This window comes from Halosimplex aquaticum (genome assembly GCF_028747785.1).
GTDB classification, from domain to species: domain Archaea; phylum Halobacteriota; class Halobacteria; order Halobacteriales; family Haloarculaceae; genus Halosimplex; species Halosimplex aquaticum.
This window is the reverse complement of the sequence record NZ_CP118158.1, coordinates 3,004,793-3,022,172: the sequence shown is the minus strand read 5'-3', so window position 1 is coordinate 3,022,172 and position 17,380 is coordinate 3,004,793. Positions and strand designations below refer to the sequence as shown.

Here is a 17,380-nt window from a genome sequence, read left to right as displayed (position 1 = left end):
ATCTATGCTCATGTCGTTTACTCTCCCGATCGATCGGCCCCACCCCGGTCAGCACGGCCGTATCGACCGCTCGGACCGCCGCTCCGACGGCCGCGATTCCGGCGGCGAACCGAAATCGACTATACGGACGGGCGCGGCCGGTCGGTGTATGCGACGTGACTGGGGGATGACACTGGTCGTGGCGGCGCTCGTGGTCCTGTCGGGCTGTGCGGCCATCGGCGGCGGGACCGGGACGCCGGACGCGACGGCGACGGAGCGGACAGAACAGTCGGGTGACGGAGCGCCGACCGACAATCCGACGGCGACCGACGGACAGGCCGCCGACTCGGGCGACGGATCGGCGGACGGGACCGAAGCGACCGGGCCGACGCCCACGACCGAACCGACGACCGGGCCGACGGCGACGCAGACGCCGATGCCGACGCTCACGCCCGAGGCGCTCGCGACGCCGAGCGACGGGACGTCGCTCCCGCCGGGGATCGGTGCGAACGGCCGGGTCAACGAGACCGCCCTGCTGGTCGCCCACCTCGAAGCGGCCAACTCGTCGGGCTGGCGGCTCGACCACCGCAACGGCAACGACACGCGAGTGAACTACCACGCCGACGGCGTGAGTTACGCGCGGACGGCCGAGGGCGTCACCTGGTACAGCGACGGCGTCGCGGTGACCAACCGGACGTACTTCGGGCCGCCCTACGAGATGTCGGCGACGCACAACGCGTCGGCCGGACGGGGCGACCCGACGGGGACCGTCGTCTTCGCGCTCGCCGTCCGGCTGTCGACGGGCAACTACGAGTGGACCGGGACGACCGACGTCGACGGGCGGACGCTGCACGAGCTTCAGATGACCGGAACCAGCAGTGCCGGGTCGACGCTCGACCACTACACAGGTCGCATGCTCGTCGACGACAGCGGCCGCATTCACCGCCTGGTCGGCGAGGTCGGCGAGAACGAATCGGCGGCCGACACCTACGACTACGACTACGAGTGGGGAGTCGAGACGGTCCCGCGGCCGTCGTGGTTCGACAGCGTCCCCCGCGGTGTCGCCGAGAAGACCCCCAACGGCACCGCGCTCAACGTGACGATGACCGGCGGACCGGCCGTCCCCGCCGACGCCGAGTTCCGGTTCACCCACAACGGGACCACGGAGACCGTCACGCTGGACGAGCCGCTCGAACCGGGCGACTCGCTGTACGTCGGCCTCCGCGAGGGAGAGGGCGATCAGTCGGTGGTCGTCGCGCGCGAACCCCTCGACGGGGAGGGCCTCCGCGACCTGCGCGGCAAGCAGACGGACCTCTCCGGGACGGTGACCGTCGACGGGACGGAGGTCGACCTGTCGTTCACGGTCGGCCAGTGGGACATCTGAGGGGGCCCGGGTCGGCGTGATCGCACCACCGACGCCCGTCCCGTGGTTTTATCCCCCCGACAGTGCCACCCACGCGGTATGACAGCCGAACACGAGTGGCTCTCGCTCGACCCGGGCGAGGAGGTCGTCTGGACCGGCCAGCCCCGGGTGTGGCGCATCGCGGGTACGGTCGCCGGCGGCGTGGTCATCACGCTGCTGGCGTTCGGCGGCGCGATAGCCGCCAGTATGGGTTTCCTACCCGGTATCGGCGGCCTCACGGGGAGTTCGAGCGCGCTCGTCTGGGGGATCGCCGTGCTGGTCGCCCTCTCGCAGGTCGGGTCGGTGACGCTCGCCTACCTCAGAGTGGAACACACCGACTACGTGCTGACCGACCGCCGGATCTACCGGAAGACAGGCATCTTCTCGGAGACCGTCACCAGCGTCGGCGTCGACCGCGTCCAGAACACGACGCTGCACAAGGATATCACTGGCAACTTCTTCGACTACGGGACGGTGTCGCTCAGCACCGCCGGCAGCGGCGGCGCCGACCTCTCGGTCAGCGACCTCGACGACCCCGAGACGTTCCGCGACCGACTGCAGGAACAGGTCCGCGCGGCCGGCGAAGCGCGCGAAGACGACCCAGCGCCGAGCGCCGAAACCGCCGCACTCGACGGGGAGGCGATGGACGCGCTCCTGACGGAGGCGCGGCGACTCCGCGCCGTCGCCGAGCGGATGGAGGAGAACGTATGAGTCGAGACGGGCCGCGAGGCGCGGACGGAGCGGGCGACGGTGAGGACAGCGAGGGACAGCCGACGAGCGACGCGTCGGTCGTCGACCGCGCGGCGGCCGCGGCCGACTCGGACGTCTCGGAGTGGCTCTCGCTGGAACCTGGTGAAGAGATCGTCTGGACCGGCGAGCCGACGAAGCTCAGGATGATCGGGACCGTCGTCACGGGGATCGTCCTGATCCCGTTCCTGATAGGGTTCGTCGTCCTGCTCGCCGCGCCGGCGTCGTACCTGTCCATCACGCACACCGACTACGTGGTCACCAACCGCTCGCTGTACGTCAAGCGGGGGATCCTCTCGAGGAACATCGAGAGCGTCGACCTCGACCGGATCCAGAACACGGAGTTCACACAGTCGTTCTGGGGGAAACAGCTGGGCTTCGGGACGATCGAGATCAGCACCGCCGGCAGTTCCGGCGCGGACATCTCGTTCGACGACGTGGAAGACGCCCGCGAGGTGCGCGAGCAGATCTCCAGAGTCCAGCGGGAGTTCGGGGGCGGCCGCGGCGCCCGCGACGGCACCGGCGGCGACGGCGCCGCGGCGGACCGACGGGTCGCCGGCGCCGACCAGCTGGACGAACTCGTCGCCGAACTCCAGGCGACCCGGGAAGCGCTGGAGCGGGTCGAAGCGCGGCTGGCCGCGGACGATTCCGCTGGCGCGGCGGAGGTCCCGTCGGACCCGTTGGCCACGGCCAGTGACGACCGGGGAGCCGACGAACGGGACGGCCGCGGGGCTGACCGGGACGAGAGCGACTGGCCGCCGGAGAACTGATCGGGTGGTTACTCGCGGGACAGCGTTGCGGAGACTTCCTCGACGGCGTTCCCGCAGGTCGAGCACGTCGACTTCTCTTCGGCCACGTAGACGGTGTCGCACGTGGCGCACTCGTAGAGGTTCGTCTCCGGGACGTCCCGCGACTCGCCGCGGTCGGTGGCGCCCGGTTCGTCCGGTCGGGCCGCGTCGTCGGAGCCCTCGCCGCGACCCGCTCGCTCGCGCGCGTCGCTCAGCACGGAGCGAAGTCGGGCAGTCAGTGCCATCGTCGGGTCACCCCCGGCGCCGGGTCGTCATCAGCGATCCGTACGCGCCGGCCGTGACTACTGGGCTGACTCGTCGGTTGCATCTACCGGATATCAGGTGAGAAGACCCCTGACCGTTACCCCTAACTGTTTAGCCTGTGCGCGGGGTCCCGTGATATCACGGTGGAACGACCGTGCGTAACGGCCGAATCGCGGCCGTTACGCACGAGACAACTTGCGAATTCAAGCAACGGGCGAACGAGCGACGTCATCACGGGGGCGTTGCCGAATTCGACCGCGAGAGTCGTCAGACGTAGGTGAACCAGTCGTCGTAGCCGTCGAGCCGTCCCTCGACGAGGTCGAAGAACTGCGACTGGATCTCGTCGGTGACCGGTCCCTTCGTGCCCTCGCCGATGACGTTGTCGTCGACGCTGCGGATGGGCGTGACCTCCGCGGCGGTGCCGGTGAAGAACAGTTCGTCGGCGGTGTACAGTTCGCCGCGGGAGATGGTCGCCTCGTCGTGGACGGTGTAGCCCATGTCCTCGGCAAGTTCGATGGCGGTACGGCGCGTGATGCCGTCGAGGATTGACTCGGCGAGACCGGGCGTGTAGATCTCGCCGTCGCGGACGAGGAAGAGGTTCTCGCCGGGGCCCTCGGCGACGTTGCCCTCCTTGTTGAGGACGATGGCCTCGGTGTAGCCGTTGCCCTTGGCCTCCTCGGTGGCGAGCAGGGAGTTGACGTAGAGGCCGGTCGTCTTGGCGTTGGTCGGGATCTGGCTGGAAGCGTGCTTGCGCCACGAGGAGACCATCACGTCGACGCCGTTCTCCAGGGCGTCCTCGCCGAGGTAGGCGCCCCACGGCCAGGCGCCGATGGCGACGCGGGTCGGGCAGTCACCCGGGCTCACGCCCAGCGAGTTGTAGCCGTAGAAGGCGATGGGGCGGATGTAGCAGGATTCCAGGTCCTCGCGGCGGATCAGGTCGACGGTCGCCTCGGTGAGTTCCTCGGGTTCGAAGGGGATATCCAGATCGTAGGGTTTGCCGGACTGGTAGAACCGTTCGAGGTGCTCCTCCCAGCGGAAGATAGCGGGGCCGTCGGCGGTGTCGTAGCAGCGAACGCCCTCGAAGACGCCCGACCCGTAGTGCAGGCCGTGGGTGAGGACGTGGATCTGTGCGTCGTCGAAGTCGACGAACTCGCCGTCCATCCAGAGTTCGTCGACGCCCTGGAACATCTCTGGGCGCTCGGTCATGGGTCGTACCTCCCGGTGATGGGCGCCCCCGATTTATAGATAGCGCAAAGAGAGATCCCACGGCTTGGGCCGTGGGATAAAGTCGACAACTGAAACTGCAATTTCGCAACGATGGCAGGCCAACTCCCTACATTTAACAATCAAACACACCACATAGAAGATATGGAGATGCGGCGTACCGTCCCCGTTGCTCTCGACGTGGAAAGAGACGATGCCGCACTCCTCAGAGACACCGTAGACACGTTCCTCTGGTCTGCACAATACGTTGTAGACCACGCCTTCAAAGGTGAATACGTCACCACCAGCAAAACCACGCTAGACGAGGAAACCTACGATGACGTACGAGAAGCCACGGACAACTTCAACGGTGGACTGGTGCAAGCCGCGCGCGACAAGGCTACTGAAGCCTGCAAGAGTGTCGTTACGCGCTGGAAGCAAGGTAAAAAGGCGTCGAAACCACGCTTCACCAGTCCACACGTCGTCTACGACCACCGCACCGCAACGTTCCACGACGAGTATGTGAGTCTCGCCACGACCGACGGTCGCATCAAAGTCGACTACGTGCTACCCGACGAGGACAGTGAGACTCCACACTCAGAGTACCTATTTTCGGACGACTATGAGACAACGGGTGCGGAACTACACTACCGTGACGGCACGTGGGTACTTCATGTCCACTGTAAACTGGAGGTGAAGTCTGATACGTCGGAACAGACAACATCCGAGAACGGAGCGGTTCTCGGGGTTGATCTCGGCGTAAACAACCTTGCCGTCACTTCGACGGGCACGTTCTGGACGGGCGATGAATTCGACCACTGGCGCAGAGAATACGAGAATCGGCGTGGCGACCTGCAACAGTGTGGAACTCGCTGGGCACACGAGAACATCCAGTCCGTCGGTCGGAAAGAGACAGGACGGTTCAAGTCGATGCTGCACCGCATCAGCAACGAACTTGTCGCAGAAGCCCGCGAAAACGGGTGTTCCGTGATTGCGTTCGAAGACTTGACCGGCATCCGCGAACGGACAGGGGCGTCGTGGGGGCACAAGTGGGCTTTCGACCGCCTGTACGAGTACGTCGAATACAAAGCTAGAGAATACGGTATAGCAGTCGAGCAGGTTGCCCCCGAAAACACGAGTCGGCGGTGCTCACAATGCGGATTCACACACCCCAAGAACCGCGACCGCGAGAGATTCGGATGTCTGAAATGCGGCTACGAGAATCATGCTGACTACAACGCCGCGAAGAACATCGGTTTGCGGTATCTCCATCGCAACCAAACTGGAGGCGATGGAGGCGCGCCCTTGAGCGTGCGCTTGAACAGCGGGACGTTGAACGCGAACGGAGGCTATTCTCCTGCCTCACTAGAGGCCAGAACGGGAGTTCACGCTGAATCTCACCGCGATAGTGGTGGGTAGCTCAAACGTTGTCAGTCCGCCAGCCTCGCCACCGCTCGGTCTGTCCATGCCGGGTGTTGCGACCCTGCTGTAAAGAGTGTTGACAGTCCGTGTGGGTACGTGGCACTGCGCGCGGAGATGTTCGGCCCGTGGGCCTCCGCGTGGTCGCGTGCCCGGTCATGATCTTCCGGACAGTTCCAGCGCGTGGATCTGGTCGAACGTGCTCCGGCAGCGCTCCCCAGGGTAGCGGGTGCAGACGACTAGCCTGACGAGGGGATCTGAGAACGGAACCCCGGAGGCGGTCTCGCTTGCCCACGTTCCATCGGCTCACCACGAGATCAGTCGTGTATATCCGCGCAGGAACTGACAGTTTCCAATAATAGAAACTTTCTTTATTTGAGTTAGATATGAAGAGAGCGCGAGAATCGTCTCGACACCGATGTCGACCAGTGAGTTCCCCTGATTCGCCCAGAAGTCGGCATAGAATCGTAGACCTCGACCCAGCGGAGACGAAACCATCTAGTATCGGGACGAACGCGACCAGAATCGGCTCAGAGACGCACTTGCGGCCTGCCTCGACCGGTATTGGCGGTACTTCTGTTCGCTTGTACAGAGGCCCGGCGTTTTGGCTCGAATGGAGTGTATGCGTTCTCTCTACGCCTATCAGAGACACAGGCGGACAACGAGCGGCTGGAGAGCCGAGAGGGAGATAGGACACATGAGCATTACGCCCATACGACTGTAATATCCGAACGGACTGTGCAGAGAGATGTCAGAGGGCCCTCGAGAGCCGGACGTTAGTTCCGCGGATTATACGGTTCAATGGCCTGCTGCGGCCAGAATTCGCGAGTTCAGAGGGGGCGGATGAGGGGTACCAGGGCGGTGGATCGTTTTCCAAACTGAAACAGGGTGTCCCGTTTCGAACGACCGAGCCCACATGTGAAACTATGGGCGGAAGCCAGTTAGGATCTGTCTGTCGATGCCGAACGGTAGAGCTTCCGCCGAACTGGTATAGCCTCCGCCGAAAGCCCAGAGGTGATCGCGTGCCTGGGCAGAATGCCGTTCGATCCCCTGTGGATTGGGGCACCAGCAACCGGCTCACAGAAGCGATATCCTACTTCGGGTTTCAGCTACCAACGCAGACAAGGGCTACTGACGCGTCCGACCGGGCCGTTCACGGTGCGGGTAGACTGCGAGAGAGCCCCCACTGGCGAGCAGTGAAACTCGGAGGGGGACCCTCGCCACCTGAGCAAGCCTCTCCAGAGACATGCGGAGAATACCGGTAGATTTAACAGCCAAATTCGGGCTCGTGTAAACGCGGACAGGCTCAAGCGGCCAGTACCCATTGCCATGACTCACAGTGGGAGATCGGACGCGCAACGAACGGGGATCAAGCCCCCGGCGCGCCGTTGAGTGCTGTCTGCATCCGCTACCCCGTCGTGCGGGAGGCACCCCATCTGACGGTTTCGCCGTTCGTCTACTGGACCGGGAGAGAGATCCGACGCATGGGGAGGCAGCGTTCGGAGCGAACGGACGGAACCACGCGTTTCTCTCCGTGAAACGGAGCCGGTATCACGTTCCAACGACAGCTAGACGAATTTCAAGCCGTGTCTTCGGATATAATCCATCAGTCAGTTTCGTCAATGTGACGGATACCAATAACACTTCGAGTTACAGCCGTCCGTGTCGAAAGCGGTAGACGGAGAACGGAACCTGCATCGCTCCCGAGACGGATCAGCCGAGAGACTCCAGGGAGCCGGTGGTTCTTCGGCCGAGCCTTCGAGACGTGGCCGCGCTGCTCTATCCGTCCTCGCTCGCGCCGTTCGTCCCTCCTCGTTCTACTCTGACTGTCCCGACCATCCCCTGCCGGGCGTGCGGAATGCAGACGTACGTGTACTCGCCGGCCGTCTCGAACGTGTGCTCGTAGGTTTCGCCTTGCGGCACCGTTTCTCCGGGATTACCGTCTTCGTAGCTGGCGAACGGTTCGGCGCCGTCGGGCAGTGACACCTGTCGGTTGTCCTCGGGGACGCAGGAGACGTTGTGGGCCGGACTGGCGAACGACCACGTGACCGTCTCGCCGACGGAGACGGTGTACTCCTCGGGGTCGTAGGCGTACGAGCCGCCGGGACCGACGACGACGTCACCCGCGGGCGTCTCGCTCGGTTGATCGCCGGACGCACCGCTCGAACAGCCGGCGAGTGCGCCGACGACCGCGAGACCGCTCGCGCGGACGAACGACCGGCGTGAAACGTCTCTCATCGTCCGTGCTGGGGGACGTGTGCCCTTCAGTGCCGCGGAGTCGCTGTCGGAGAAGGCGGGTCGGGCGCGGCTATCCGAGGCGGTCGATGACGGCGCTGCCTTCGACGTAGACGAGCCCCTCGCGGTCGGCGTAGCTCCGGGCGGCCGCGGGCGAGAGGGCGCCGCCGGTGTCGTCGTCGAGCATCTCGCAGACGACCATCGCCGGCGGGAGGTCGGCGGCCTCCCCGAGCGCGACGGCGAGTTCCGTGTGGCCTTCACGGTCGGCCAGCAAGCCAGGTGCGGCGCGGAGGACGTGGACGTGGCCCGGGGCGCGGAACTCGCTCGCGAAGTCGGTGCCCTGCGGGTCGGCCGCTGCGGCGGCGAGTTCGGTGATCGTCAGCGCGCGGTCCTCGTCGGTGATCCCCGTGTACGTGTCGCGGTGGTTGACCGTCAGCGAGAACGACGAGCGGTCGTCGTACCCCAGTTCGTGGTCGGCGGCGGCCGGGTGGTCGAGCACGTCCTGGAGGTAGGGTAACTCGAAGGCCGCGGCGACCGCATCGCCGAGCGCGACGCAGACGAGGCCGCCGGCGTCGTTGCGCATCCGCGCGACGGCGTCGGGCGTGACGGCCCCGGCCGGATAGACGAGGTCGGTCTCCCCCTCGCGGTCGGCGGCGTCGTGGACGAGGATCGGTTCGCCGCGGCGGAGGGCGTCGAGCGCGCGCTCGACGCTCGCCGCAGCAGTCGATGCGTCGCCGGTCATGCTATCGCTGTTCGGTGACATCGATGGTGAGGGGGGCGCCGTCGTCCAGGCCGAGTTCCTCGCGGAGCTTCACCGGTGCGATCACTTCGAGCTGGTCGTCGCCGTGGTGGGTTCGCTCAGGCGTGATGACGTGCGCGTCCGCGAACGCCTCGCCGTCGCTGTTCTCGACGGTCGCCGGGTAGCAGTACGCCGGCCCGTACGTCCGCTCGTCGTCTTCCCAGCCTTCGATGGTGATGGGCTCGAACGAGGAGAGGTGCCCGCGCTCGCGGACGCTCTCCTCGGAGAGCTCGACGTTGAGCGTCCCCAGGAACGGCTCGTAGCCGAGCGTCTCCTCGAACTGGCGCATGTAGCCCGGCAGCGAGATGTAGTGGCGACCCTCGCCCATCCCGCTGGTGATCGAGCCGTGGAGTTCGACGCTCGCGTCGCGCTCGAATATCCGTCGGTAGTCGGCGTACTCCCGCTGGAGCGCGCGCTGGCCGGCGTCGGTCACCGTCACCCACTGCCCGTCGCTGACGATCTCCCGCTCGATGAGGTCGGCCTCTTCCAGCCGCTGGAGCCGCCGCGAGGCCGTCTGCGTCGACGCGTCGAGCCGGTCGGCCAGCGCCGAGCACGACACTTTCTGGTCGCCGTCGAGCCCGCCCTGCAACGCTAACGCCTTCAGCGTCGCCAGCTCGGCGTGCCCGACCGACGACGCCGTGATACCTGCCATACCAGTGAATAGTCCCTACCGGCCGATAAGTATACCGAATTCGGAACGCGTCTCAGAAGTGGAACGGCAGGTGCGTTTCGAGACGTTGTCTGTGAGAGTGTTCGGAACGGTCAGTGAAAACGGCGTCGGCATCGTCGCGGCGGACCCGGGCGTCCGCAGGTTCGGACCGGTTCGGTCGCGCTGACAGGCGGGGGCTCAGGCCGTCGGTCCGTCGCCGGAGGACGGGCCGCCGTCTGTCGCCGCACGCGGCGATGCGCCGTCTGCGACGGCCCCGTCGCCGACGACGAACTCGTCGAGCAGGTCCCGCAGGTCGTCCGCGCGGTCGGACATCGAGTGGGCGTTCTCGGTCGCCTGCGTGAGCGAGGCGGTCTGTTCCTCGGCGGCCGCGGAGACCTGGTCGGACTCCGAGTCGATCCGGCCCGCCATCTCGGATATCTCGTCGACCATACTCGCGACTTCCTCCGTGGAGGCCGCCTGGTCGTCGGTCGCCTCGCTGATCTCCCGGATGCTGTCGTGGGCCGTCCGGATCGTGTCGGCCATCTCGTCGAGCGCGTCCAGCGCTTCGCCGGTCGTCGCGGTGCCGGCGTCGACGCGGTCGCCCATCTCGCGGATGTTGACGACCGTCTCGTCGGTCGAGTCCTGGATGTCGGTGATGAGCTGTTCGACCTCGTCCGTGGCCTCGGCGGCCTCGCTGGCCAGCCCCTTGATCTCGTCGGCGACGACGGCGAAGCCCTCCCCGGCCTCGCCGGCCCGCGCCGCCTCGATCGACGCGTTGAGCGCCAGCATGTTCGTCTGCTCGGCGATCTCTGCGATCATGTCGACGACCTCGCCGATCTCGTCCATCTCCGCGGCCAGCGAGTCGACCTCCTCGACCGCCTCGTCGGCTTTGGCCTCGACTGCGTCCAGTTCGTCGAGCGCCTCGTTGGCCGACTCGCGTCCCCGCTCGCCGACCTCGACGGACTCCTCGGTCGCGTGGGCCAACTCGTCGGCCGAGGCGGCGACCTCCTCGACGGCCCCCGAGAGCGTCCCCATCTCGGTCGAGACCGACTGGAGGCGTTCGTTCTGTTCGTCGGTGTCCGCCGAGACCGTCTGCATCGACTCGGCGACCTGCTCGCTGGCGGACTGGCTCTCGCTCGCGCCGGCGGTGACTTCCCCGCTGGCCGTCCGCACCTCGTCGGCGAACGACCGGATCTCCACGAGCGTTCCCTCCAGGTCGGCCATCATCGCGTTGAACGACTCGGCGATCTCCGTCATCGCCTCGCTGTCGCTGTCGGGATCCATCCGTCGGGTCAGGTCGCCCTCGGCCGCCGCCGCCATCACGTCGCCGAACTCGGTCGCCTTCCGCCGGAGCGTCTCGCTGAGGCGCTCGGCCTGCTCGCGCTCGCGTTCGGCCTCCTCGCTGGCCCGCTCGGCTTCGAGCCGGGCGTCCTCGGCGTCCTCCTGTAGCTCGACGGCCTCCGCTCGCGCCTGATCGGCCTTGGCCTTCGCCGCTTTCATGTCGTCCACGACGGCCATGGTCCCCGTCGAACCCACCGCGTAGACGCCGATGGTCGTCCCGAGGAGCGTGTTGCTCAGCGCGTCCATCAACACGGGACTCACGCCGAGCCACTCCAGCAGGACGGTCCCCGTCCACAGGAATCCGAGCGCCGCGCCGAACGTGAAGTTCACCCAGAACGCGCGTTCCAGGTCCGTCTCCCGCCAGTTCCGTATTCCGAGGACCACCGCGCCGGCGAACGCGCCCGTCGCGACCAGGTCGAAGACGACGGTGAGTTCAACCATCGTCGAGAACCCCCTCCTCGCGCAGTCGGCGACGATGGACGAGCGCCGCCACGAGGAACGCGATCCCCGCGCCCATCAGTCCGATGGCGTGTTCCGCGAGGTTCAACAGTCCCCCGAGGAACAGACTTTCGAGGTTCGTGAAAAGCGTCGCCGCGACCAGCAGTCCGTAGCCGACCGCGAACCACTTCGAGCGGTCGCGGTACTGGATCACGACCGGGGCGATGCCTAACACGGCGATCACGGCCAGGGCGACCTTGGCCGGTTCGAGCGCCGCAAATATGCCTGACATTATGTAACACCGGGTACGGAGACACTCGTGACGGGTAGCATCAAGGTATCCCCCCGGTTACGAGGAGTGATAACCAGAAACGCAGTGAAGAGACGCGAACGGCCGGGATCCGGTCAGTCGCCAGCTTCGGCGTAGGGGTCCCGCTCCCAGAACTCGCTGTCCTTCCGCAGTTTCGGCACCCAGGTGTCCTCGGTCTTCGAGAGCAGGGTGACGTGCGAGACGGGCACGTCGTTCAGGTAGTCGTGTTCGGGCATGTGCTCCATGACGTTCTCGGTGAAGGCGCGGACCTCCTCGTGTTCGGGCATCGAATCGCGGTCGAGCCGGCCGCGCGAGTGGCCGACGTGCATGTACGCCTTCAGTTCGACGAAGTCGGGGTCGGCCCGCTGGAACATCGAGGCGTACCACTCGGGGTGGTGCATGTTGTTGCCCTTGACGAGCGTCGTCCGCAGGACCGTTCGGGTCTCGTCCTTCTCGGCGAGCACGTCCAGCGTGTCGATCAGCCGCTCCCAGGCGTCGTCCTCGACGGCCTTCACAGTATTATCGAACGTCCAGCGGTCCGGCGCGTCGACGCTGACGTACAGCTGCGTCGGGTCGCACTCGGCCAGGACCTCGGGTTTCGTCCCGTTCGAGACGAGGAACGTGGTGATGTCGCGGTCGCGGAACTCCTCGATGAGTTCGGGGAGGTACGGGTAGAGAGAGGGCTCGCCGTCCAGCGAGATGGCGACGTGACGGGGTTCCATCGCCTCCTCGAAGCGCTCGCGGGGGACCTGATCGTTGCCGCCGAACCCCGAGAGGAGCTTCTTCTGGAGTTCCAGCGAGGCGTCCGCGACGGCGGCGGGGTCGTCCCACTCGACGTCGCCGAGTTCGTAGGCGTGGCCCGCGTGGTCGCGCCAGCAGAAGACGCAGCGCTCGTTGCATTTGACGACCGGCGTCATCTGGATGCAGCGGTGGGACTCGATCCCGTAGAAGGCGTACTTGTAGCACTTGCCCTCTCCCCGGAGCGAGTTGGCCGTCCACCCGCAGGTCTGGGCGGCCGTGTGGTTCTCGCTGTGGTAGTCCGGGTCGTCTACCTGTTTCGGACCGTCCGATTCGCTCATTGACGGGGACAGGAGAGGCGCTCGTAAACATCTTTCCTCCGCGCCGCGGGCGAGACAGTCGTTCTCGTCTCGTCGTTCGACTACACCCGCAGCCGGACGGCGTTCTCCCGGATGTTCGAGACGTAGCGGTCGTTCAGCGTGTGGGTCTCCTGGTTCGTCCGCGTGTCCCAGCCCATGTGGTCGACGACGTCGTTGTTGTTCCCGACCGTGACGCGGACGACCATCGACCCGTCGTCGATGGCGGTCACCTCGCCGATCTCCTCGCCCTCCTGGGAGACGACGCGCTTGCCGACCTGTTCCTCGGAGTACTCGGCCATACCGTTCCCAGGGGTCGGCGCGCCGTAGGGGTTCTGTCGAAGTGGTTGCCCACCGGTAGCGGGTCCCTTCGGGCGGTATCGGCCGTCGCGGTCGTCGCCCGTGTCAGTCGCCGCGGAGCGCCTGCACCGCTTCGATGCGGTCGGAACCGCCCTCGCCGTCGCCGCGGTCGAGGCGGTCCAGCCGGTCGAGGCGGTCGGCGACGGTGCAGATCGCGTCGCCGGTGCTGTACGGGGCGACGTGGACCAGTTCGTCGCCGTCGTACTCGGCGAGACAGCACACCGGCAGTCGGAGGGCGGCGAACTCCTCGCCGGTCATCGCCGAGGAGCGCTCGCGAGCGTCGAAAAACGGCGACATCGAGACCCCGCGCTCGTCCGCCCACGCGCGGAAGTCCGCGATCCGGTCGAGGACGCACTGCCCGGCGCGGGTCCGGCGCGCCCGCGCGGAGAGTTCGATCTCCCGTCCCCAGACTGCGACTGACGCGTCCGCGACCCGCCCGGTGTCTTCCAGGTCGCGGACCCGCGCGACGTGGCCGGCCGCGGGCGTCTCGGTCGGCGACAGCGAGCGGACGAACAGTACTACCGAACGACGGCCGGGAGTTGCTGTGGCCATTGGTGGACGTCACGCGGAGTGTCACCCGCCATCGTCTAATAATTTCCTTCGATTGATACTTTATTTCACAGTAGTCTATATAGCCGCCGCGCGGCGGAGAACGCGTGACGGCGGACGGGGGAGCGAGACACCGCTGCCCGCTGGCGACTCACTCCTCGAACCGCTCGACGACGGCGGCGGCCCCCTCGGCGGTCTCGCGGTAGACGGTCCCGTCCGGCGTCCTGACGGCGAAGTCGTAGTGGTCGCTGTCGGGCCGGTACCAGGCGTCGGGGTTGTCCCGCAGCGGCCCCGGCAGGTCGCCGTTCTCCGCGACCGCGGAGTCGCCGCCCGCAGTCGCGACCACGGACTCGACGGCGGCGGACGTGCGGTCGTCAGTTCCGGCATCCGACGCTTCGCTGTCCGGTTCCGCGTTCGACGCGCTGCTATCGGCACCCGGCCCGGTCGCGTCACTGTCAGCATCCCGGTCGGCGCGGCCGCTACCGACATCGTTCCTGTCTCGGCTCGGTCCCCCGCGATTCGGTTCCCCGGGACCCGGTTCCCCGCGACCCTGATCGATCGCTTCCCGACCCGGACTGAACTCGCCGCGACCGGAGTCCGCCGGTTCGACCAGCAGGTCGCTCTCGGTGGCGTCGCCGGCCGGGATACCGCAGTCGACGTCGTCGTCGGCGGCGGCGCGGCGGGCCCGCTCCATCAGGACCTCCTGGGTGCTGATCACCGCTTCCCCGGGGCCGGGCTGGCGCTGCTCGTAGCTCCCGTCGGCGTTCATCTCCCAGCACTTCCGGTTGTCCCGGAGCAGCAGGTCGAGGACGAACCGCAACTGCTCGCGGATAGCGGTGTCCTCGACGGGCGCGACGGCCTCGACGCGGCTGTCGAGGTTGCGGGTCATCAAGTCCGCCGACCCGATGTAGTACTCGGGCTCGCCGAGCGGCGAGTCGTCGGCCCGCAGGTCGGGGTCGCGGGCGCCGTTCTCGAAGTAGTAGATCCGCGAGTGTTCGAGGAATCGGCCGACGACGCTGTAGACGTTCACGTTCTCGCTGACGCCCTCGATACCCGGGCGGAGCCGGCAGATGTCCCGGACGACGAGGTCGACGTCCACGCCGGCCATCGCCGCCTCGTAGAGCTCCGCGACGATCTCGGGGTCTTCGAGGGCGTTGACCTTCGCGACGATGCGGGCCGACCGGCCGGCGCGGGCGTGTTCGGCCTCCCGCCGGACGTATCGGGTCAAGCGGTCGCGCATCGTCACGGGGGCGATGAGGAGCTTCCGGAACTCCTCGTCCAGCGACGGACCGGTGAAGAAGTTGAACACCTTCACCAGGTCCTGGCCGATGTCGCGGTCGGCCGTCAGCAGGCCGAGGTCGACGTACCCCTTCGCCGTCTCGGAGTGGTAGTTGCCGGTGGCGACGTGGGAGTACAGCTCGACGCCGTCGTCCTCCTGGCGGACCACGAGCGCGGTCTTGGTGTGGGTCTTCAGGCCGATGGTGCCGTAGGCGACGTGGATGCCGTTCTCCTCCAGCCGCCGGACCCACTCCAGGTTGTTCTGTTCGTCGAAGCGGGCCTTCAGCTCGACCATCACGGCGACCTGTTTGCCGTTGTCGGCGGCGTCGATGAGCGACTGGATCACCTGCGAGTCGCTCGCCGTCCGGTAGATGGCGGCCTTGATCGCGAGCACGTCGGGGTCGGTCGCCGCCTCGGCGATGAACCGCTGGACCGTGTCGGTGAAGGAGTGATACGGGTGGTGCAGCAGGATGTCGTCCTCGCGGATGCGCGCGAAGATGTCGCCTCCGTCGTCGCTGGCGTCGTTCAGCGGCGTCCGCTGGCGCTGGAGGCGGGGGTGGGGCTGGGGCGTCCACTCGGGGAGTTTCAGCTCCGGCCGGTCGAGGTCGAGCAGGGTGTCGAACTCCCGGTAGTCCATCGGCCCGGGGCGCTCGAACACCTCCCGCTCGTCCAGGTCGAGCTGCTCGACGAGCGTCTGGCGGACGCGTTCGGACGTGCCGGCTTCGACCTCCAGGCGGACCGCCGTCGCGAACCGGCGCTGTTCGAGCACCTCCTCGATCATGTCGATGAGGTCCTCGGCGACCTCCTCGTCGCGGCGGACCTCGGCGTTGCGCGTCAGCCGGAACAGCGACGCCTCGACCACCTCGGCGTTCGGGAAGAGGAGATCGAGGTTCGCCCTGACGACCTCCTCGATGAGGACGTAGCGCTCGCCCGCCGCGATCTCGACCAGCCGCGGCAGGTTCTGCGGGATCTTCACCCGCGTGAACGTCGGCGACTCCTCGTCGTCCTCGCGGGTCAGCACCGCCAGCGACAGGCTCAGGTTCGAGATGAACGGGAACGGGTGGGCCGGGTCGAACGCGAGCGGCGTGAGCGTCGGGAGCACCGACCGCTCGAAGTACTCGCGCATCGACGCGCGCTCGTCGGGCGAGAGGTCGTCGTAGTCGACGACGTGGACGCCCGCCTCGGCGAGCGCCGGCCGGATCACCGACTCGTAACAGTCGGTCTGGCGCGCGAACATCGGCCGCGCCGCGTCGAGGACGGCCCCCCACTGCTCGCGGGGCGTGTGGCCGTCGACCGTCCGGTCGGTGATCCCCGCCTCCATCTGCTGTTTGAGGCCGCCCACCCGCTTCATGAAGAACTCGTCCATGTTGCGGGTGAAAATCGACAGGAAGCGGACCCGTTCGAGCAGCGGGTTGCGTTCGTCCAGCGCCTCGTGGAGCACGCGGCGCTGGTAGGCCAGTTCGCTCAGCTCGCGGTTCAGGTAGAACTCGGACGACGAGCGGTCGAACTCCCCCGCACGACCGCCGACCTCGTCGCCGGCGGCCTCGTCCGTCCCGCCGTCGGCCCCCAGCATCGAGACGGAGGCCGGCCCGGCGTCCAGGATCGACACCGTCCCGGCCTCTGCCGCGCCGTCGCCTGCGACCCCGCGGTCGCCGTCCCCGCCGTCAGTTGCGCCTCCGCCGTCGTCGTCGCGGCTACCTCCCGTCATGTGTATCAGCCGCTCGCGCGCGGTGTGACGATGCTGTCGGCGCTGCGCTCCTGGTAGGTCTCCGTCGGCTCGACGGTGACGAACTCGCCGGTGTCGACGTGGTAGGCGGTCAGCGCGCCACCGTAGACGCAGCCGGTGTCGAGCCCGACCGCGCTCGGCGACTCGAAGGGCTCGGCGAGCACGGTGTGGCCGAAGAACACCCGCGGACGCCCGTCGTACTCCTCGAACCAGTAGGGTCGGTCGTAGCTCCCTCCGGGGGCGAGCGAGCGCATCGTCAGCAGTTCCGCCGAATCGTGGTCCGCCAGCGCCTTGCGCGGGTCGATGCCGCCGTGGACCACGAGGTTGTCCTCCCACGAGATGGCGTGGGGGAGCGACTCGACGTACGCCATGTCCGCCTCGGAGAGTTCCGGGAGGTGTTTGTCCCCCCGGATCAGCTTGTCCTCGTTGTTGCCGCGGACGCTGATCACGGTGTCGCGCTCGCGGACGAACTCGACGACGCCGCGGCTGTCGGGCCCCTTCCGGACGAGGTCGCCGACGACGACCAGCAGCGTCTCCTCGTCCGGTCCGATGCGCTCGACCAGCCGTTGCAGCGCCGGCAGACACCCGTGGACGTCGCCGACGACGTAGATGTCCTCCCACCGGTCGGCGTCGATCCGCCTGTGGTCGTCGCCGTCGCCTCCGAGCAGTTCCTCACTCGTCACCGCGGCACACCCCTGCGTCCGTCCGTGACATGGCCGGAGCATCCCGATCCACGGTATAGGTGGTTTATATGAGTGTTCCCCGGAGCGATATATCACTCTATAGCGCTACTGACCGG

Annotated in this window: 16 protein-coding genes; 4 read left to right on the top strand and 12 right to left on the bottom strand. The window is 67.0% G+C overall.

Annotation, left to right across the window (positions count from 1 at the left end; translation table 11 throughout):
* Nucleotides 1-148 precede the first annotated feature (148 nt).
* The 3 genes from PSC72_RS15150 (at nucleotide 149) to PSC72_RS15140 (ending at nucleotide 2,898) form a co-directional block, all read left to right on the top strand.
* On the top strand, nucleotides 149-1,363 hold the full coding sequence (locus tag PSC72_RS15150; protein ID WP_274322257.1) for a hypothetical protein: 1,215 nt from the start codon (nucleotides 149-151) through the stop codon (nucleotides 1,361-1,363).
* Between the two features lie 78 nt (nucleotides 1,364-1,441).
* Nucleotides 1,442-2,092: a PH domain-containing protein gene (locus tag PSC72_RS15145; RefSeq protein ID WP_274322256.1), complete on the top strand. Its 651-nt coding sequence runs from the start codon at nucleotides 1,442-1,444 to the stop codon at nucleotides 2,090-2,092.
* Nucleotides 2,089-2,898 carry a PH domain-containing protein gene (locus tag PSC72_RS15140; protein ID WP_274322255.1) on the top strand — a complete coding sequence of 270 codons (810 nt, stop codon included), beginning with the start codon at nucleotides 2,089-2,091 and terminating at the stop codon, nucleotides 2,896-2,898. The genes PSC72_RS15145 and PSC72_RS15140 overlap by 4 nt, the downstream gene beginning before the upstream one ends.
* 8 nt (nucleotides 2,899-2,906) lie before the next feature.
* Here the strand turns inward: PSC72_RS15140 and PSC72_RS15135 are convergent, their stop codons facing one another.
* Both PSC72_RS15135 and PSC72_RS15130 read right to left on the bottom strand, forming a co-directional pair.
* The gene (locus tag PSC72_RS15135; RefSeq protein WP_274322254.1) at nucleotides 2,907-3,161 is read right to left on the bottom strand and encodes a hypothetical protein; all 255 of its coding nucleotides are present in this window, start codon (nucleotides 3,159-3,161) and stop codon (nucleotides 2,907-2,909) included.
* 286 nt (nucleotides 3,162-3,447) lie between these two features.
* Nucleotides 3,448-4,386, bottom strand: coding sequence for a branched-chain amino acid transaminase (locus PSC72_RS15130; protein WP_274322253.1), 939 nt, complete (start codon nucleotides 4,384-4,386; stop codon nucleotides 3,448-3,450).
* A 162-nt stretch (nucleotides 4,387-4,548) separates the two neighbouring features.
* On the opposite strand from PSC72_RS15130, the gene PSC72_RS15125 reads away from it, so the two are divergent.
* Complete coding sequence (locus PSC72_RS15125; RefSeq protein WP_274322252.1) at nucleotides 4,549-5,802, top strand: RNA-guided endonuclease InsQ/TnpB family protein; 1,254 nt, start codon at nucleotides 4,549-4,551, stop codon at nucleotides 5,800-5,802.
* A 1,779-nt stretch (nucleotides 5,803-7,581) separates the two neighbouring features.
* Here the strand turns inward: PSC72_RS15125 and PSC72_RS15120 are convergent.
* From PSC72_RS15120 to PSC72_RS15075, 10 genes are all read right to left on the bottom strand, one after another.
* Nucleotides 7,582-8,040 carry a plastocyanin/azurin family copper-binding protein gene (locus PSC72_RS15120; RefSeq protein ID WP_274322251.1) on the bottom strand — a complete coding sequence of 153 codons (459 nt, stop codon included), beginning with the start codon at nucleotides 8,038-8,040 and terminating at the stop codon, nucleotides 7,582-7,584.
* Between the two features lie 70 nt (nucleotides 8,041-8,110).
* Nucleotides 8,111-8,779, bottom strand: a complete 669-nt coding sequence (ribB, locus tag PSC72_RS15115) for a 3,4-dihydroxy-2-butanone-4-phosphate synthase (protein ID WP_274322250.1) — start codon at nucleotides 8,777-8,779, stop codon at nucleotides 8,111-8,113.
* Nucleotide 8,780: 1 nt separating this feature from the next.
* A complete protein-coding gene (locus PSC72_RS15110; protein ID WP_274322249.1) occupies nucleotides 8,781-9,488 on the bottom strand; it encodes a CTP-dependent riboflavin kinase in 708 nt (235 codons plus the stop codon).
* 195 nt (nucleotides 9,489-9,683) lie between these two features.
* Entirely contained in the window at nucleotides 9,684-11,267 is a 1,584-nt protein-coding gene (locus PSC72_RS15105; protein ID WP_274322248.1) for a methyl-accepting chemotaxis protein, read from the bottom strand.
* Nucleotides 11,260-11,556, bottom strand: coding sequence for a hypothetical protein (locus tag PSC72_RS15100; RefSeq protein ID WP_274322247.1), 297 nt, complete (start codon nucleotides 11,554-11,556; stop codon nucleotides 11,260-11,262). Before PSC72_RS15100 ends, PSC72_RS15105 begins: the two co-directional genes overlap by 8 nt.
* 113 nt (nucleotides 11,557-11,669) lie before the next feature.
* Nucleotides 11,670-12,653: a 4-demethylwyosine synthase TYW1 gene (twy1, locus tag PSC72_RS15095; RefSeq protein WP_274322246.1), complete on the bottom strand. Its 984-nt coding sequence runs from the start codon at nucleotides 12,651-12,653 to the stop codon at nucleotides 11,670-11,672.
* Between the two features lie 80 nt (nucleotides 12,654-12,733).
* Nucleotides 12,734-12,970, bottom strand: coding sequence for a type 1 glutamine amidotransferase family protein (locus tag PSC72_RS15090; RefSeq protein ID WP_274322245.1), 237 nt, complete (start codon nucleotides 12,968-12,970; stop codon nucleotides 12,734-12,736).
* 103 nt (nucleotides 12,971-13,073) lie between these two features.
* The gene (locus PSC72_RS15085; protein ID WP_274322244.1) at nucleotides 13,074-13,580 is read right to left on the bottom strand and encodes an HTH domain-containing protein; all 507 of its coding nucleotides are present in this window, start codon (nucleotides 13,578-13,580) and stop codon (nucleotides 13,074-13,076) included.
* A gap of 148 nt (nucleotides 13,581-13,728) precedes the next feature.
* Entirely contained in the window at nucleotides 13,729-16,563 is a 2,835-nt protein-coding gene (gene ppk1, locus PSC72_RS15080; RefSeq protein WP_274322243.1) for a polyphosphate kinase 1, read from the bottom strand.
* A gap of 5 nt (nucleotides 16,564-16,568) precedes the next feature.
* The gene (locus PSC72_RS15075) at nucleotides 16,569-17,306 is read right to left on the bottom strand and encodes a metallophosphoesterase family protein (RefSeq protein ID WP_274322242.1); all 738 of its coding nucleotides are present in this window, start codon (nucleotides 17,304-17,306) and stop codon (nucleotides 16,569-16,571) included.
* Nucleotides 17,307-17,380: the final 74 nt, after the last annotated feature.

Coding starts and splice junctions, on each gene's coding strand:
- PSC72_RS15150 (WP_274322257.1), top strand. CDS start 149: ATGCGACGTGACTGGGGGATGACACTGGTCGTGGCGGCGCTCGTGGTC.
- PSC72_RS15145 (WP_274322256.1), top strand. CDS start 1,442: ATGACAGCCGAACACGAGTGGCTCTCGCTCGACCCGGGCGAGGAGGTC.
- PSC72_RS15140 (WP_274322255.1), top strand. CDS start 2,089: ATGAGTCGAGACGGGCCGCGAGGCGCGGACGGAGCGGGCGACGGTGAG.
- PSC72_RS15135 (WP_274322254.1), bottom strand. CDS start 3,161: ATGGCACTGACTGCCCGACTTCGCTCCGTGCTGAGCGACGCGCGCGAG.
- PSC72_RS15130 (WP_274322253.1), bottom strand. CDS start 4,386: ATGACCGAGCGCCCAGAGATGTTCCAGGGCGTCGACGAACTCTGGATG.
- PSC72_RS15125 (WP_274322252.1), top strand. CDS start 4,549: ATGGAGATGCGGCGTACCGTCCCCGTTGCTCTCGACGTGGAAAGAGAC.
- PSC72_RS15120 (WP_274322251.1), bottom strand. CDS start 8,040: ATGAGAGACGTTTCACGCCGGTCGTTCGTCCGCGCGAGCGGTCTCGCG.
- ribB (WP_274322250.1), bottom strand. CDS start 8,779: ATGACCGGCGACGCATCGACTGCTGCGGCGAGCGTCGAGCGCGCGCTC.
- PSC72_RS15110 (WP_274322249.1), bottom strand. CDS start 9,488: ATGGCAGGTATCACGGCGTCGTCGGTCGGGCACGCCGAGCTGGCGACG.
- PSC72_RS15105 (WP_274322248.1), bottom strand. CDS start 11,267: ATGGTTGAACTCACCGTCGTCTTCGACCTGGTCGCGACGGGCGCGTTC.
- PSC72_RS15100 (WP_274322247.1), bottom strand. CDS start 11,556: ATGTCAGGCATATTTGCGGCGCTCGAACCGGCCAAGGTCGCCCTGGCC.
- twy1 (WP_274322246.1), bottom strand. CDS start 12,653: ATGAGCGAATCGGACGGTCCGAAACAGGTAGACGACCCGGACTACCAC.
- PSC72_RS15090 (WP_274322245.1), bottom strand. CDS start 12,970: ATGGCCGAGTACTCCGAGGAACAGGTCGGCAAGCGCGTCGTCTCCCAG.
- PSC72_RS15085 (WP_274322244.1), bottom strand. CDS start 13,580: ATGGCCACAGCAACTCCCGGCCGTCGTTCGGTAGTACTGTTCGTCCGC.
- ppk1 (WP_274322243.1), bottom strand. CDS start 16,563: ATGACGGGAGGTAGCCGCGACGACGACGGCGGAGGCGCAACTGACGGC.
- PSC72_RS15075 (WP_274322242.1), bottom strand. CDS start 17,306: ATGCTCCGGCCATGTCACGGACGGACGCAGGGGTGTGCCGCGGTGACG.